A 13,960-nucleotide genomic window follows, 5' to 3' on the forward strand; every position below is an offset into this window, starting at 1 on the left:
AAGCTGGCCGCACGCTCGGCGGGCAGTCGGCAAGCTAGGCCGTCACCCCGGCCACCAGCAGGTCGAGCATGCGGCCGGTCTGCTCCGGTGAACCGCTGGCCACGAAGATGCCGATGAGGCTGGACACCACATCGTCGGCGCGCACGTCGGCGCGCAGGCTGCCGTCGTCGGCGCCGGCCCGCAACAGCGAAGCGACGGCGCCGACGATGCTGTCGCGAGTCTGGCTCGGCTCCATGGCGCCGGAGTCGAAGATCGCGTGCAGGGACTCGGCCATGCCGCGCTTGGCGGCCACGAAGCCCGCGTAACGGTCCATCCAGCGCCGCAACGCGGTCTTGGGCGGATGCCGCTCGAGCAGCCGCTCGGCGGCCGCGGCCACCTCGGCGAGCTCGGCGCGGTAGATCGCCTCGACCAGCGCCTCGCGGTTCGGGAAATGGCGGTAGAGCGTGCCGATCCCCACCCCCGCGTCGCGGGCGATGGACTCGAGCGACACCGAGCCGCCGTGCTCGGTGAATGCCGCGGTGGCCGCCTCCAGCAGCCGTTCGCGATTGCGGCGCGCATCCGATCTTCCGACCAAAGCGGAGGCTCCTCCGGTTCTGCTACTCTGACGAAAGCGGAGGACCCTCCGCATTCTCCAGTCTCTCACGATCAAGGGAGCACCATGACAGACCAACCCCGGCCCGGCGGCATCGGCACTCTCGGCACGGCGGACGTCGCCCGGATGGGCTACGGCGCCATGCAACTGTTCGAGGCGTCCCCGCAGGACGCGGCCGCCGTGCTGCGGCGCGCGATCGAACTCGGCGTCAACCACATCGACACCGCGTCGTTCTACGGCCCCGGCGAGGTGGACCGCCGGATCCGCGCGGCGCTGGCGCCCTACCCGGACGACCTCGTCATCGTCAGCAAGGTCGGCGCCCGCTATACCGGCGACCAACCCATTCCGCTGGCCGCCGCCCAGAAGCCGGCCGAGCTGCGCGCCGCCGTGGAAGACGACCTGCGCCAACTCGGTCTGGACCGGATTCCGGTGGTCAACCTGCGCCGGCTCGATCTCGGTCCGGGACTGGCCGCCGAGGGCGACCAGGTCGTCGACCTCGATGACCAACTCGCCGAGATGATCGCCCTGCGCGACGAGGGCAAGATCGGCGGGATCGGGATCAGCGCCGTGCCGCTCGAGGTGGTGCAGCGCGCGCTGCCCGCCGGAATCGTCTGCGTGCAGAACGCCTACAGCCTGCTGGACCGCTCGCAAGAAGCGACGCTCGAGCTGTGCAAGGCCGAGGGCATCGCGTGGGTGCCGTACTTCCCGCTCGGTTCGGCCTTCCCGGGATTCCCGAAGGTCGGCGACGATCCGGTGGTGGCCGGCATCGCCGGGGAGTTGGGCGTCACCGGCGCCCAGGTCGGGTTGGCCTGGATCCTGGCGCACGCGCCGAACACGTTGCTGATCCCCGGCACCCGGTCGATCACCCACCTCGAGGAGAACCTCGGCGCGGCCGACGTGTCCCTGGACGCCGACGCGCTGGCACGGCTCGACGCCGTGGGCGCGACGGAGCCCCAGCCTCATGGCGTCGAGCCCTTCCAGAGGTAACGTCGCTGCCTATGGGAAGCGCCAACCGTGTCCGGCCGCCGTGGTGGCTGAAGCCGGCCAACAAGGTCTTCATCGGAATGTCTCGGCTGGGAATGCGTTTCGGCGGTGAGAGTCCGGTCGTCTTGACCGTGCCCGGCCGCACCTCCGGCGCCGCGCGGTCGACCCCGGTGACCCCGATGACCCTCGACGGCGAGCGGTACGTCGTCGCCGGATTCCCCGGCGCCGACTGGGTGGCCAACGTGCGGGCGGCAGGCGAGGCGACGATCGCCCGCGGCCGGCACGTCGAGCGGGTGCGGATGGCCGAGTTGTCCCCCGAGGACGCGCGGCCCGTCCTGCGGGCCTTCCCCACCGAGGTGCCCACCGGCGTCGGTTTCATGAAGCGGGCCGGCCTGGTCACCGACGGGCGCCCCGAAGAGTTCGAGGCGCTGGCCGGCCGCTGCGCCGTGTTCCGCCTGGACCCGGCATAGGAGTTCAAAACCCTTGAGCGACAACCCCTTTGATGCGCAGGCGTGGCGTCCCGTCAACGGCTTCGACGACCTGACCGACATCACCTACCACCGGCACGTCGACGACGCGACGGTGCGGGTGGCGTTCAACCGGCCCGAGGTGCGCAACGCGTTCCGGCCGCACACCGTCGACGAGCTCTACCGGGTGCTCGACCACGCCCGGATGTCCCCCGACGTGGGCGTGGTGTTGCTGACCGGCAACGGCCCCTCCCCCAAGGACGGCGGCTGGGCGTTCTGCTCCGGCGGGGATCAGCGCATCCGCGGGCGCAGCGGCTACCAGTACGCCAGCGGCGAGACCGCCGACACCGTCGACCCCGCCCGCGCAGGCCGGCTGCACATCCTCGAGGTGCAGCGGCTGATCCGGTTCATGCCCAAGGTGGTCATCTGCCTGGTCAACGGGTGGGCGGCTGGCGGCGGGCACAGCCTGCACGTGGTCTGCGACCTCACCCTGGCCAGCCGCGAGCACGCCCGGTTCAAGCAGACCGACGCCGACGTGGGCAGCTTCGACGGCGGCTACGGCAGCGCGTATCTGGCCCGCCAGGTGGGCCAGAAGTTCGCCCGCGAGGTCTTCTTTCTCGGCCGGGTCTACACCGCCGAGCAGATGCATCACATGGGCGCGGTCAACGCCGTCGTCGACCATGCGGAGCTGGAGTCGGAAGCGATCCAGTGGGCGCGCGAGATCAACGCCAAATCCCCTCAGGCGCAACGCATGCTGAAGTTCGCGTTCAACCTGCTCGACGACGGCCTGGTGGGCCAGCAGCTGTTCGCGGGCGAGGCCACCCGGCTGGCGTACATGACCGACGAGGCCGTCGAGGGCCGCGACGCCTTCTTAGAAAAGCGGGACCCCGACTGGAGCCGGTTTCCCCGGTACTTCTGAGGCCGCCCGCCCGCCTAGACTCGCGTCCCGTGAGTAAGAGTCCGCTACGCCGGTTCGCCGACCAGCTGGTGCTGGCCACCATGCGACCGCCCATGGCCCCGCAGGTGCTGGTCAACCGGCCGCTGATCAAGCCGATCGACCTGGCGGGCAAGCGCATCGTGCTCACCGGGGCGTCGTCGGGGATCGGCGAGGCCGCGGCCGAGCAGTTCGCCCGCGAGGGCGCCACGGTGGTGGTCGTCGCCCGGCGCCAGGAGCTGCTGGACGCGCTGGCCGCGCGGATCACCGCGGCCGGCGGTGAGGCCACGGCGATCGCGTGCGACGTCTCGGACATGGACGCCGTCGACGCGCTCGTCGCCGACGTCGAGAAGCGGCTCGGCGGCGTCGACATCCTGATCAACAACGCCGGCCGCTCCATCCGCCGGCCGCTGGCCGAGTCGCTGGAACGCTGGCACGACGTCGAACGCACCATGGTGCTCAACTACTACGCGCCGTTGCGGCTGATTCGCGGCCTGGCGCCGGGGATGATCGAGCGCGGCGACGGCCACATCATCAACGTCTCGACGTGGGGGGTGCTCTCGGAGGCCTCACCGCTGTTCTCGGTGTACAACGCGTCGAAGGCGGCGCTGTCGACGGTGAGCCGGGTCGTCGAAACCGAGTGGGGCGAGCGGGGTGTGCACTCCACGACGCTGTACTACCCGCTGGTGGCCACCCCGATGATCGCGCCGACGAAGGCCTACGAGGGCATGCCGGCGCTGACGCCGGAGGAGGCCGGCGAGTGGATGATCACCGCCGCCCGCACCCGGCCGGTGCGCATCGCACCGCGGATGGCGATCGCGGCCAAGGCGCTGGACACCTTCGGCCCCCGCTGGGTCAACGCCATGCTGCAACGCCAGCGAATCCAGCCCAATCGCACGGGCGACAGCTGAGCCGACCGGGCTCGATCAGGCTGTGTGATAGACACGAGGCTATGGAGATCCTGGCCAGCCGGATGCTGCTCCGGCCGGCGGACTATCAGCAGTCGCTGGCCTTCTACCGCGACCAGATCGGCCTGGCGATAGCCCGTGAATACGGCGGCGGCACAGTATTTTTCGCGGGGCAGTCGCTGCTGGAGCTGGCCGGATACGGCTCCCCGGACCACTCCCGCGGCCCGTTCCCCGGCGCGCTGTGGCTGCAGGTCCGCGACCTCGAGGCGACCCAGGCCGAGCTGCGCGGTCGCGGCGTGTCGATCGCCCGCGAGGCACGCCAGGAACCCTGGGGCCTGCACGAGATGCACGTGCTCGACCCCGACGGGATCACGCTCATTTTCCTTCAGATCCCCGCGGACCACCCGCTGCGCCGCGACACCCGAGGTGAACGGCAGGGAAACGTCGGTTAACTGAGAGGTAACATCTGGCGACGACTCAAGGTCAACCCGCGTTTCAGGTCATGCCGCATTCGACAATGGATTGCCCCTACCACCAGAATCAGGCCCTGTGAACATCCAATTGTTCCTCTTGATCATCGTCGTAATCACGGCACTGGCTTTCGATTTCACCAACGGCTTCCACGACACGGGCAACGCGATGGCGACCTCCATCGCCAGTGGAGCGCTCAAGCCCAAAACGGCGGTTCTGCTCTCGGCGGTACTGAATCTGGTGGGCGCGTTCATGTCCACCGCGGTGGCCGCGACGATCGCCAAGGGCCTCATCGACGCCAACATCGTGACGCTGGAACTCGTGTTCGCCGGCCTGGTCGGCGGCGTCGTCTGGAACCTGCTGACCTGGCTCCTCGGTATCCCCTCGAGTTCGTCGCACGCCTTGATTGGCGGCATCGTCGGCGCCACGATCGCCGCCGTCGGCGCGCACGGGGTGATCTGGAAGGGCGTGATCTCCAAGGCCATCATCCCGGCCGTCGTGTCGGCGATTTTGGCGATCGCGATCGGCGCGGTCGCCACCTGGCTGGTCTACCGGATCACCCGCGGCGTCCCGAAGGCGCGCACCGAAGCGGGCTTCCGGCGCGGCCAGATCGGGTCGGCGTCGCTCGTCTCGCTGGCGCACGGCACCAACGACGCCCAGAAGACGATGGGCATCATCTTCCTGGCGCTGATCTCCTACGGCTCGGTCAGCAAGACCGCCACCATGCCGCCGCTGTGGGTCATCGTCAGCTGCGCGCTGGCGATGGCGACCGGCACCTACCTCGGCGGGTGGCGCATCATCCGCACCCTGGGCAAGGGCCTGGTCGAGATCCAGTCGCCGCAGGGCATGGCCGCCGAGTCCTCCTCGGCCGCGGTGATCCTGCTGTCGGCCCACTTCGGCTACGCGCTGTCGACCACTCAGGTGTGCACCGGCTCGGTGCTGGGCAGCGGGCTGGGCAAGCCCGGCGGCGAGGTCCGCTGGGGCGTCGCCGGCCGCATGGGGGTCGCCTGGCTGGTCACCCTCCCGCTGGCCGGGCTGGTCGGCGCCTTCACCTACGAGATCGTGCACCTGATCGGCGGCTACCCCGGCGCGATCGTCGGTTTCGCGCTGCTGGTCGCGGTCTCGGCCACCATCTACATCCGGTCGCGCAAGGTCAAGGTCGACCACCACAACGTCAACGCCGAATGGAAGGGCGATCTGACCAGCGGGCTGGACACGGCCGACGACCGGCGCCCGCCCACCCACACCGGGCCCCCGTTCGGCGACATGTCCACCCGGTACGACTCCGACGACCCGTCGCTGAAAGCGAACGCCTCATGAGCCACATCGGCGACTGGTTCAACTACCAGGCCAGCCTGAAGATTCTGCTCTTCGCCATGCTGGCCGGCGCCGCCCTGCCGGGGTTGTTCGCCCTCGGGATCCGGCTGCAGTCCGCGGGTGCCGGCGACATCAATCTGGACGGCGCCAGCAACGGCTCGGCCCCGAGGCGCAACCCGATGCTGACCGCACTGGCGTGGACCATCTACGCGCTGGTCATCGCGGTGATCGTGCTGGCCTTGCTCTACATTGCCCGGGACTTCATCGCCCATCACACTGGCTATCCGCTACTCGGAGCGAAACCCAAGTAGCATCGTTCAATGCCCACCGAGTTGCCCACCGAGTTGGCGAACCGGACGCCGGGGAGAGCTGTATCCGCGTGAATGGATTTCTCAATTCCATCGTTTCGTGGCTCCGCGCGGGTTACCCCGACGGCGTGCCACCCACCGACACGTTCCCGGTGCTCGCGCTGCTGGCCCGCCGGTTGTCCAACGGCGAAGCCAAGGCCGTGGCTTGCGAGCTGGTTCGGCGCGGCGAGTTCGACGACGTCGACATCGGCGTGCTGATCACCCAGATCACCGACGAGCTGCCCTCGCCCGAGGACGTCGAGCGGGTGCGGGTGCGGTTGGCGGCCCAGGGCTGGCCGTTCGACGACGCCGACCAGGCCGGGGACCCCGCATAGCCGTACTGCGCGCGCTGCACGTCCCGCCGGGCTCGGCGGTCGGGACGCTGGTACCCGCCTTGGAAGGCGTGCTGGAGGGACGCGACCCCGCGCTGGTGGCCGTCGGTGACGACCGCGAGTCGGAAGCGCTGCGGGCGGGGCTGCGGGTCGGGGAGGCGATCGACGACGACGTCGCCTTGGTGGCGGCCACGTCGGGAACCACCGGCACCCCGAAGGGCGCCCTGCTGACCGCCGCCGCGCTGCGGGCCAGCGCCGCGGCCACCCACGACCGTCTCGGCGGGCCGGGCAGCTGGCTGCTCGCCTTGCCGCCACACCACATCGCCGGGGTGCAGGTGCTGGTCCGCAGCCTGCTCGCCGGAACGACGCCGGTCGAGGTGGACGTCTCCGCAGGATTTGATGTCGCCGAATTGCCCAGGGCCATCGGCGCTTTGGGCCCCGGCCGGCGATACACCTCGCTGGTCGCCGCGCAGTTGGCCAAGGCGCTCACCGACCCGGCGTCCGCGGCGGCCCTCGCCGAACTGGACGCCGTGCTGCTCGGCGGCGGGCCCGCCCCGCGACCGGTCCTGGACGCCGCGGCCGCGGCCGGCATCACCGTGGTGCGCACCTACGGCATGAGCGAGACCGCCGGCGGGTGCGTGTACGACGGCGTCCCGCTCGCCGGGGTGCGGCTGAAGGTGGCCGACGGGCGCATCGTCATCGGCGGCGCGACGGTGGCCAAGGGCTACCGCAATCCCGTCGACCCGGACCCGTTCGCCGAGCCCGGCTGGTTCGCGACCGGCGACCTCGGCGCCCTCGACGGCGCGGGCGTGCTGACCGTCCTGGGCCGCGCCGACGACGCGATCAGCACCGGCGGGCTGACCGTGCTGCCGCAACCCGTCGAGGCGGCGCTGTGCCGCCACCCCGCCGTGAGCGAGTGCGCGGTGTTCGGGCTGCCCGACGAACGCCTGGGGCAACGGGTGGTCGCCGCGATCGTGCTGAAGGACGGCTGCGTGCCGCCGACCCTGGACGCGCTGCGCGCCCACGTGACACGCACCCTGGACGCCACCGCCGCGCCGCGCGAGGTGCACTTGGTCGACGCGCTGCCGCGCCGCGGCATCGGCAAGGTCGACCGCGCGGCGTTGGTGCGCCGCTTCGCCGGCGCGAGCGATCAATAGGCTGTGCGTCCGTGAGGCTCGCTCGACGGGAGGCAGTGCGGGACGCCGTCGCGGCCGTGGCCGGGGCGGCGCTGGTGGCGGCGGCGTTCCTGCTGCCGCGGATGAACCCGGGGGTGCGGCCGCGCCTCGACGTCGGGCGGGAACAGTTCGCCACCCACGCCGGCGCCGCGCCGATCTTCGGCGAATGGCTGATCCACGCCGGCTGGGGAACCGGCCCGGCCATCGCCCTGGCCGTCGCCGCCGTCGCGTGGGGACCGATTCTGGCGCAACGGCTTTCGTGGCGCGCGTTGACGCTGGGCAGCTGGGCGCTCGCCGGCGGGTGGGCGTTCGCGCTGGCGATGATCGACGGCTGGCAGCGCGGCTTCGCCGGCCGGCTGACCACCCGCGACGAATACCTGTCGCAGGTGCCGGGCATCACCGACATTCCAGCCACACTGCGCACGTTCGCCAGCCGGATCGTGGACTACCAACCGCATTCGTGGACCACCCACGTGTCGGGGCATCCGCCCGGCGCGTTGCTGACGTTCGTCTGGCTGGACCGCATGGGTTTGCACGGCGGCGCCTGGGCCGGGCTGCTGTGCCTGCTGGTCGGCTCCAGCGCCGCCGCCGCGGTGGTGATCGCGGTGCGCGCGCTGGCGGACGAGGCGACCGCGCGGCGGGCCGCCCCGTTCGTGGCGCTGGCACCGACGGCGATCTGGGTGGCCGTCTCCGCCGACGGATACTTCGCCGGGGTGGCCGCGTGGGGTATCGCGCTCCTGGCCGTGGCGGTGCACCGCCCGGTCCGGTTCCCCGCCCTGACCGCCGCGGCCGCCGGGCTGCTGCTGGGCTGGGGCGTGTTCTGCAACTACGGCCTGATGCTGATGGGCCTGCCGGCGGCGGCGGTGTTGGCCTCCGCGGCGGACTGGAGGGCGATCCTGCGGGCGCTCGGCCCGGCGGCCCTGGCCGCGATCGGGGTGGCGGTGGCCTTCGCCGTCGCGGGGTTCTACTGGTTCGACGGCTATCACCTTGTGCAGCAACGCTATTGGCAGGGCATCGCCAAGGACCGGCCTTTTCAGTATTGGAGCTGGGCCAACCTGGCGTGCGTGGTCTGCGCGATCGGCTTGGGCGGTGTCGCCGGCCTCGGGCGGGTGTTCGACGGGGACGCCATCCGTCGCCGCTCCGGGTTTCACCTGGTGCTGTTGGGCGTGCTGGCCGCGATAGTGTGCGCGGACCTGAGCATGCTCAGCAAGGCCGAGGTGGAACGCATCTGGCTGCCGTTCACCATCTGGCTCACCGCGGCCGCCGCGCTGCTGCCGGTCCGGTCGCACCGGATCTGGCTGGCGCTCAACGCCGTCGGCGCCGTGGCGCTCAACACGATCATCTTGACGAACTGGTAGGGGCGGTTACAGCCCGGCCGCGCGGGTGACCCGCGCGAAGCGGCTGTCGGGCCCGCAGGCCTCGCGCACCGCCGCGACATCGTCGACGATGTCGACGTCCGCCAGCATCTGCACCGTCGCGGCGTCAATACCGTTGTTGCGCAATGCCTTCAGCGTCAGCTCCCCGGTGTCGGGCGTCGACATCGGAACGGTGCGCAGGCATTGGGCCATCGCCGGGGCGCCCACGCCCAGCACCCACCAACCGCCGTCGCGGGCCGGCCCGAGCACGGCCGGGACCTCGAGCAGCCGGCGCGCGCAGCCGGTCAACAACTCGGCGGTGACCTGGGGAGTGTCCATCCCGATCTGCAGCACCGGCAGGCCGTCCGACGACGCGTCGGCGTGCGCGTTGGCGAGCCTTGCGGCGAAATCGTCGCCGCGCTGGGCGATCACGGTGAAGGACGCCAGTCGTCGCCGGATGTCGGCGGCGCTCGCGGCGCGGTCCAGGTCGCCGGTGAGCGCGACAACCCGCGCCGCCACCGGCGCGGCGGCCACCGCGTCCAGCGTGTCGAGCAATGCGGCGGCGGCGATCTCGGCGGCCACCCGGTCCCCGACGCTCGCCGCGAGCCGCGTCTTGGCCCGGCCCGGCTCGGGCGCTTTGGCGACCACCAGCAGGGTCACCGGCAGGGCGGTCACGAGATCACCTTCCAGAAGTCGAGGATCGCGGTGATGCTGCCGCGCAGCGATCCGCTGACCTTCGACTTGCCGCCCGTGCGCGGGCCGTAGCTGACGTCGAGTTCGACGACGCGCCAGCCGGCGGCCGCGGCGCGCACCAAGAGTTCCAGCGGATAACCCGATCGGCGGTCGGCGACGCCCAGCCCCAACAGCGCCTCGCGCCGGGCGACCCGCATGGGCGCGACGTCGTGCACCGGCAGGCCATGGCGGGTGCGCAGCCGCCAGCTCATGACGACGGTGCCCACGCGGGCCACCCACGGCCAGTGCAGCCCGGGCACCGGCCGGCGCCGGCCGGTCACCAGGTCGGCGCCCTGCTCGAGCGCGGCGACCAGCCGTGGCAGGTCGCCGCCGTCCATCGAGCCGTCGGCGTCGATGACCGCCACGATCGGGGTCGTCGCGGCCACGACGCCCGCGTGCACGGCCGAGCCGTACCCGGCCCGCGGTTCGGTGACGACCCGGGCGCCGTGGCGCGCGGCGACCCCGGCGGTGTCGTCCGTGCTGTTGTTGTCGACCACCAGCGCCCGGTATCCGGCCGGGATGGCGGCCAGCACGGCCGGCAGCGACTCCTCCTCGTTGAGGCAGGGCAGGACCACCGTGACCAGGTCGCCGGTGTCAGGCACGCGTCAGAACCCGCGGCGGGGGCGGGGTTCCTGCGGGAACAGCGGCTGCTGCGAGTGCGTCGGCGGTGCGGTCTGCTGGGTGTGCGTCTGCACCGGCGGTTGGGTGGTTGCCTTGGTGCTCGGCGGCGCGTACGTGGTCGTCGGAGGCGAATACGTCGTCGTCGGGGGCGAATACGTCGTCGTCGGGGGCGAATACGTCGTCGTCGGGGGCGAGTACGTGGTGGTCGGGGGCGAGTAGGTGGTGGTGGGCGGTTCGTACGTCGTCGTCGGAGGCGAATACGTCGTCGTCGGAGGCGAATACGTGGTCGTCGGAGGCTGGGACGGCGTGGTGGTCGGCGGCGTGTAGGGCGTCGTCGGGTTATACGGCGGGTTGTAGGGCGGTTGCCACCCCGGGATCGGAATGGGAATCGGAATGGGAACCGGCACAATGGGATTCGGGCGCGGCGCCCAACCCGGATCGGGGTTGGGCACGACACCGGGGTTGCTCGGCGCCTCGGGAACCGGAGCGACCTGCGGGCCCCCTCCGGACGGGGGCGCCACGTGCTCGGGAGCCGGGACGGTGCCGCCCTGGAACCCGGCGTTGGGCGCCTCGGCCGGCGGCGGGGGCAGCGGCGCCTGCTGCTGGCTCGGCAGGATCGGCATGAACTTGCCCGGAGTGCCGTTCTGCACACCCACCACCGGCTGCCGGCTGGCGGTCGGTTCAACGGCGACGGCGATCGCGGTGGCCAGCGACGCCAATCCGATGACCGCGAAGGCGATCACGGCGTTGCCGATCACCAGCGATCGCCGCGACAGCTTGGTCGGCGCGGCCTCATCGACATCGGCGTCCTCGCCGAAGTCCTCGCCGAAGTCGTAGTCGTCGAATTCGGGGTCGTACTCGTCCATCTCGCCCGGATAGACCCCGCCCTCGTCGGCCATCGAATACGCAAGCTGCGGCTCCTCGGCGTCCGGCGCGGGCACGACCGTCGTCTCATCCCCGGTGAGGCCCGCCGCGGGGGCCATCGCGGTGGCATCCCCGACCGCGGGCGCCATCGCGGTGGCGTCACCGGTCAGGCCGACCGCCGGCGCCATGGCCGTCGCGTCCCCCGCGGACGCCGCCGCCGCGGCGATCGCGGCGCCGCGCGCGAGCGCGAACGTGGGGTCCTCGGCGACCTGCACCCGCATGGTGGACGCGTCGCGCAATTCGTCGGCGACGCGGTTGAGGTCGGGCGAGGCGCCCATCAGATACACCTCGCCCGGCGCATCGGGATGCGTGCCGAGGTTCGCCATCATCGTCTGGAACGCGGCGGTGGCGTCTGGGCCCGCGGCGCCGGTCAGCGGCTGGCTGGCCAACACGGTCGGCGGCGCGTCGGGATCGCCGGTGTCCGGGCCGACCACCGACAGGGTGGCAGTCGCGTCGTCCATCACCAGCGCGGCGCCGGGCCGCCCGGCCGCGCGCATCAGGGCGGCCACCGCCTGCGACTCGGAGAGCACCGCGACGTTGTGCACGCCGGAATCCTCCAGCGCCCGCCGCAACTGGTCGGCCCGGGGATCGTCGGACCAGCACAGCCGGGTGCCGACCAGCCGGTGGTTCTCGTCGGCCAACAAGCGATTGGTGCCGACCACGGTCTCGGTGAGCGTGTCGAGCGGATTGTCCGCGAGATCGATGACGGATTGGTCGATCACGTCGGTGCCCTGGGCGCCCGGCCCTAGGAGCGCCAAGCGGGCGACGGGACCGGTGACCGCGACCCCCAAAACCACGTCCATCCCGCTTCTCCTTCACCCTGGCCACCCCGCGGCCAGCAATGTCCCGGCATCATTACACTTGCGATACCGTCGGCAGTGTCAGTCATTCGGCGACAAGGTTCGCCTACTAGCGCAGCGTAACCAGCTTTTCGAATGACAGGACGGTCGCCGCGGAATCGCCTCCGCGCCGCGGCCGGTCCCCGCCACCGCCACGGCAGCCGAACGGAGAATATGTTCGCAAGCGAGCAGTGCAGGCGGCTCGGCAGGGTATTCCCCCGCCGGACACCGGCAACTGCGCCGAAATTGGTTGTCCTTGAATCCCGGGGGGCATGGTGAGCCAGAGCAGCGACGACACGCCAACCGGCCCCATCGGGGCCCGGGCCCAGCAGGCGCCCGCGCCCCGCATCATCCGCCCGCACGCCACGGGCGCCACGGCGCCCGCCGCCGGGGGGACGGGACGGCGCCGGGCCATCGTCAGCGACGCGACCGCGGCGGTGCTGCTGGTCGTCGCCGTGTTCCTGCCCTGGAATCTGTACTTCGGCGTCGGGATTCCCGACAGCAATCCGGCCCTGTTCGCGCTGCTGCTCGCCGTCACGGTGCTGGCCGTCGCCGCCCTCGCGGTGGCCGGGTCGTGGAGGTCGTCCGGCGCGCGGCCCGGGGCGCGGCTTCGGCTGGCGCTCAACGTCCCCTATCTGCTGCTGGTGCTCGGATTCGTCGTGTTCGACGCGTACGAGACCGTGCGGTTCGGGGGCACGGTCACCGTGCCAGGTGGCGTGGGGCCGGGGGCGTGGGTCGGCGTCGCCGGCGCGTTGTTGAGTGCCCAAGCGGTGCCGGCGGTCCCGGCGGGTGACGAGTACACCGGTTGGCACCGGTCCGCCCGGATCATCGGCGCGGTGTCGATGCTCGCGGCGGTGCTCAGCTTCGGTTTCAACCTGTACTGGCGGGTGCGCTACGCGCTGCAAAGCACCAGCGGCGCGGCCGAATTCGGCAAGCAGAACGTCGCGGTGATCGCCACCGCGGTGGTGTACGGGGTGGTGGCGCTGGTCGCGGTCCTGGTCGCCTCGAGGTGGCTGCTGCAGCGCACCCGCGCGAGCCGGCTGACCACCGTCGCGCTCGGCGCGTCGACGTTAATCGCGGGGATTCTGGTGTGGATCCTGCCCGCCGGTCGCGACCTCGACGCGTTCCACGGCATCGCGCAGAACACCTCGACCGCCGGCGTCGGGTTCGAGGGCTACCTGGCGTGGGCCGCCGGCGCGGCCATCTTCGCGCCGCGGGCCCTGTTCGGTCAGCGAAACCCGTCGCCGACGGAGGAATCCGCGTGGCGCGCGGCGACCCGAAACGGCTTGCTGCTCATCGCCGTTTGGGCCGTGGGGTCGATCGCGATGCGGCTCACCGACCTCGTTGTCGGCATCGTCCTGAACTATCCGTTCTCCCGGTACGACAGCGTCGTGCTGGCCGTCTTCGATCTGGTGACCGCGGCCCTGGCGATCTGGCTGCGCCGCAGCCTGGCCAACCTCTCCGCGCGACTGGTCACGTCGCTGTGCGGGCTGGTCGTCGCCCTCAGCGTCGCCCGCGTGATCGTCGGCGTCGCGCTGGCGCCGCGGTTCGCGGAATCGCCCAATTCGCCTGCGCGGCACCCGGTCTACGGCAACGATCTCGCCCAGCAGATCACCAGCACCTTCGACGTGACGCTGTGCGGCCTGGCGCTGGGCATCCTGGCGGCCGCCGTCGTGGCCGGGCAACTGCGCGGGCGACGGCTGGCTCGCCGCGCCGCCCGCAGGCGCGCGGCCGACGCCAATGCGGCGGCACCGACGACCCGGGTGCGGGTGGGCCAGGCCGCCGCGCCGTCGGCCGCGGCCACTACCCGCATCCCCACCGGGGGCCCCGAGAGCGACCCGCCCACCGCGGAGATACCGCCGCTGGCCGGCTCGCCCAGGATCTTTCGCGGCGACGACTCCGGCACGCGGCAGATACCGGTTCCGAAGCCGCAGATCTACCGCCCGCCGCAGGCGTAGCGGT

The 13,960-nt window shown here is 71.8% G+C and carries 14 protein-coding genes and 1 pseudogene; 11 read left to right on the top strand and 4 right to left on the bottom strand.

The features are described from left to right. Nucleotides 1-34: 34 nt before the first annotated feature. Nucleotides 35-574 (bottom strand): TetR/AcrR family transcriptional regulator, encoded by a 540-nt coding sequence (locus tag AC0KTM_RS21485; RefSeq protein ID WP_225329433.1) that lies wholly within the window; start codon nt 572-574, stop codon nt 35-37. Between the two features lie 84 nt (nt 575-658). Between AC0KTM_RS21485 and AC0KTM_RS21490 the strand changes: the two genes are divergently transcribed. The 10 genes and pseudogenes from AC0KTM_RS21490 to AC0KTM_RS21535 all read left to right on the top strand — a co-directional run bounded on the left by AC0KTM_RS21490 (nt 659) and on the right by AC0KTM_RS21535 (nt 8,885). Beyond that, nucleotides 659-1,579 (top strand): aldo/keto reductase, encoded by a 921-nt coding sequence (locus tag AC0KTM_RS21490; RefSeq protein ID WP_238956892.1) that lies wholly within the window; start codon nt 659-661, stop codon nt 1,577-1,579. Between the two features lie 11 nt (nt 1,580-1,590). Next, nucleotides 1,591-2,046, top strand: coding sequence for a nitroreductase family deazaflavin-dependent oxidoreductase (locus tag AC0KTM_RS21495; RefSeq protein ID WP_472416626.1), 456 nt, complete (start codon nt 1,591-1,593; stop codon nt 2,044-2,046). A gap of 13 nt (nt 2,047-2,059) precedes the next feature. Continuing rightward, the gene (locus tag AC0KTM_RS21500) at nt 2,060-2,962 is read left to right on the top strand and encodes a 1,4-dihydroxy-2-naphthoyl-CoA synthase (RefSeq protein ID WP_225329436.1); all 903 of its coding nucleotides are present in this window, start codon (nt 2,060-2,062) and stop codon (nt 2,960-2,962) included. Nucleotides 2,963-2,991: 29 nt separating this feature from the next. Next, on the top strand, nt 2,992-3,888 hold the full coding sequence (locus AC0KTM_RS21505; RefSeq protein WP_225329437.1) for an SDR family oxidoreductase: 897 nt from the start codon (nt 2,992-2,994) through the stop codon (nt 3,886-3,888). Between the two features lie 41 nt (nt 3,889-3,929). Continuing rightward, the gene (locus AC0KTM_RS21510) at nt 3,930-4,337 is read left to right on the top strand and encodes a VOC family protein (protein ID WP_238956894.1); all 408 of its coding nucleotides are present in this window, start codon (nt 3,930-3,932) and stop codon (nt 4,335-4,337) included. Between the two features lie 97 nt (nt 4,338-4,434). Next, nucleotides 4,435-5,659, top strand: a pseudogene (locus tag AC0KTM_RS21515) (inorganic phosphate transporter). Between the two features lie 13 nt (nt 5,660-5,672). After that, complete coding sequence (locus tag AC0KTM_RS21520) at nt 5,673-5,984, top strand: hypothetical protein (protein ID WP_225329440.1); 312 nt, start codon at nt 5,673-5,675, stop codon at nt 5,982-5,984. Between the two features lie 68 nt (nt 5,985-6,052). Next, nucleotides 6,053-6,355, top strand: a complete 303-nt coding sequence (locus AC0KTM_RS21525) for a DUF3349 domain-containing protein (RefSeq protein WP_225329441.1) — start codon at nt 6,053-6,055, stop codon at nt 6,353-6,355. 68 nt (nt 6,356-6,423) lie between these two features. Beyond that, the gene (gene menE, locus AC0KTM_RS21530; protein ID WP_238956895.1) at nt 6,424-7,509 is read left to right on the top strand and encodes an o-succinylbenzoate--CoA ligase; all 1,086 of its coding nucleotides are present in this window, start codon (nt 6,424-6,426) and stop codon (nt 7,507-7,509) included. 11 nt (nt 7,510-7,520) lie between these two features. Continuing rightward, a complete protein-coding gene (locus tag AC0KTM_RS21535; RefSeq protein ID WP_425326336.1) occupies nt 7,521-8,885 on the top strand; it encodes a hypothetical protein in 1,365 nt (454 codons plus the stop codon). 6 nt (nt 8,886-8,891) lie between these two features. Here the strand turns inward: AC0KTM_RS21535 and AC0KTM_RS21540 are convergent, their stop codons facing one another. From AC0KTM_RS21540 to AC0KTM_RS21550, 3 genes are read right to left on the bottom strand one after another with little or no spacing between them, the layout of a single operon-like run. Beyond that, nucleotides 8,892-9,557 carry a TIGR04282 family arsenosugar biosynthesis glycosyltransferase gene (locus tag AC0KTM_RS21540; RefSeq protein ID WP_238956896.1) on the bottom strand — a complete coding sequence of 222 codons (666 nt, stop codon included), beginning with the start codon at nt 9,555-9,557 and terminating at the stop codon, nt 8,892-8,894. After that, complete coding sequence (locus AC0KTM_RS21545; protein ID WP_225329444.1) at nt 9,554-10,216, bottom strand: glycosyltransferase family 2 protein; 663 nt, start codon at nt 10,214-10,216, stop codon at nt 9,554-9,556. Before AC0KTM_RS21545 ends, AC0KTM_RS21540 begins: the two co-directional genes overlap by 4 nt. A 3-nt stretch (nt 10,217-10,219) precedes the next feature. Continuing rightward, complete coding sequence (locus AC0KTM_RS21550) at nt 10,220-11,962, bottom strand: DUF7159 family protein (protein WP_238956897.1); 1,743 nt, start codon at nt 11,960-11,962, stop codon at nt 10,220-10,222. Between the two features lie 308 nt (nt 11,963-12,270). On the opposite strand from AC0KTM_RS21550, the gene AC0KTM_RS21555 reads away from it, so the two are divergent. After that, complete coding sequence (locus tag AC0KTM_RS21555; RefSeq protein WP_238956898.1) at nt 12,271-13,956, top strand: DUF7937 domain-containing protein; 1,686 nt, start codon at nt 12,271-12,273, stop codon at nt 13,954-13,956. Nucleotides 13,957-13,960 lie beyond the last annotated feature (4 nt).

This window comes from Mycobacterium sp. NTMscope_Eco_3 (genome assembly GCF_976985685.1).

What these genes read in the sequence shown, in the direction of transcription:
- AC0KTM_RS21490 (WP_238956892.1), top strand. Translation starts at nt 659, where the DNA reads ATGACAGACCAACCCCGGCCCGGCGGCATCGGCACTCTCGGCACGGCG.
- AC0KTM_RS21495 (WP_472416626.1), top strand. Translation starts at nt 1,591, where the DNA reads ATGGGAAGCGCCAACCGTGTCCGGCCGCCGTGGTGGCTGAAGCCGGCC.
- AC0KTM_RS21510 (WP_238956894.1), top strand. Translation starts at nt 3,930, where the DNA reads ATGGAGATCCTGGCCAGCCGGATGCTGCTCCGGCCGGCGGACTATCAG.
- AC0KTM_RS21520 (WP_225329440.1), top strand. Translation starts at nt 5,673, where the DNA reads ATGAGCCACATCGGCGACTGGTTCAACTACCAGGCCAGCCTGAAGATT.
- AC0KTM_RS21550 (WP_238956897.1), bottom strand. Translation starts at nt 11,962, where the DNA reads ATGGACGTGGTTTTGGGGGTCGCGGTCACCGGTCCCGTCGCCCGCTTG.
- AC0KTM_RS21555 (WP_238956898.1), top strand. Translation starts at nt 12,271, where the DNA reads ATGGTGAGCCAGAGCAGCGACGACACGCCAACCGGCCCCATCGGGGCC.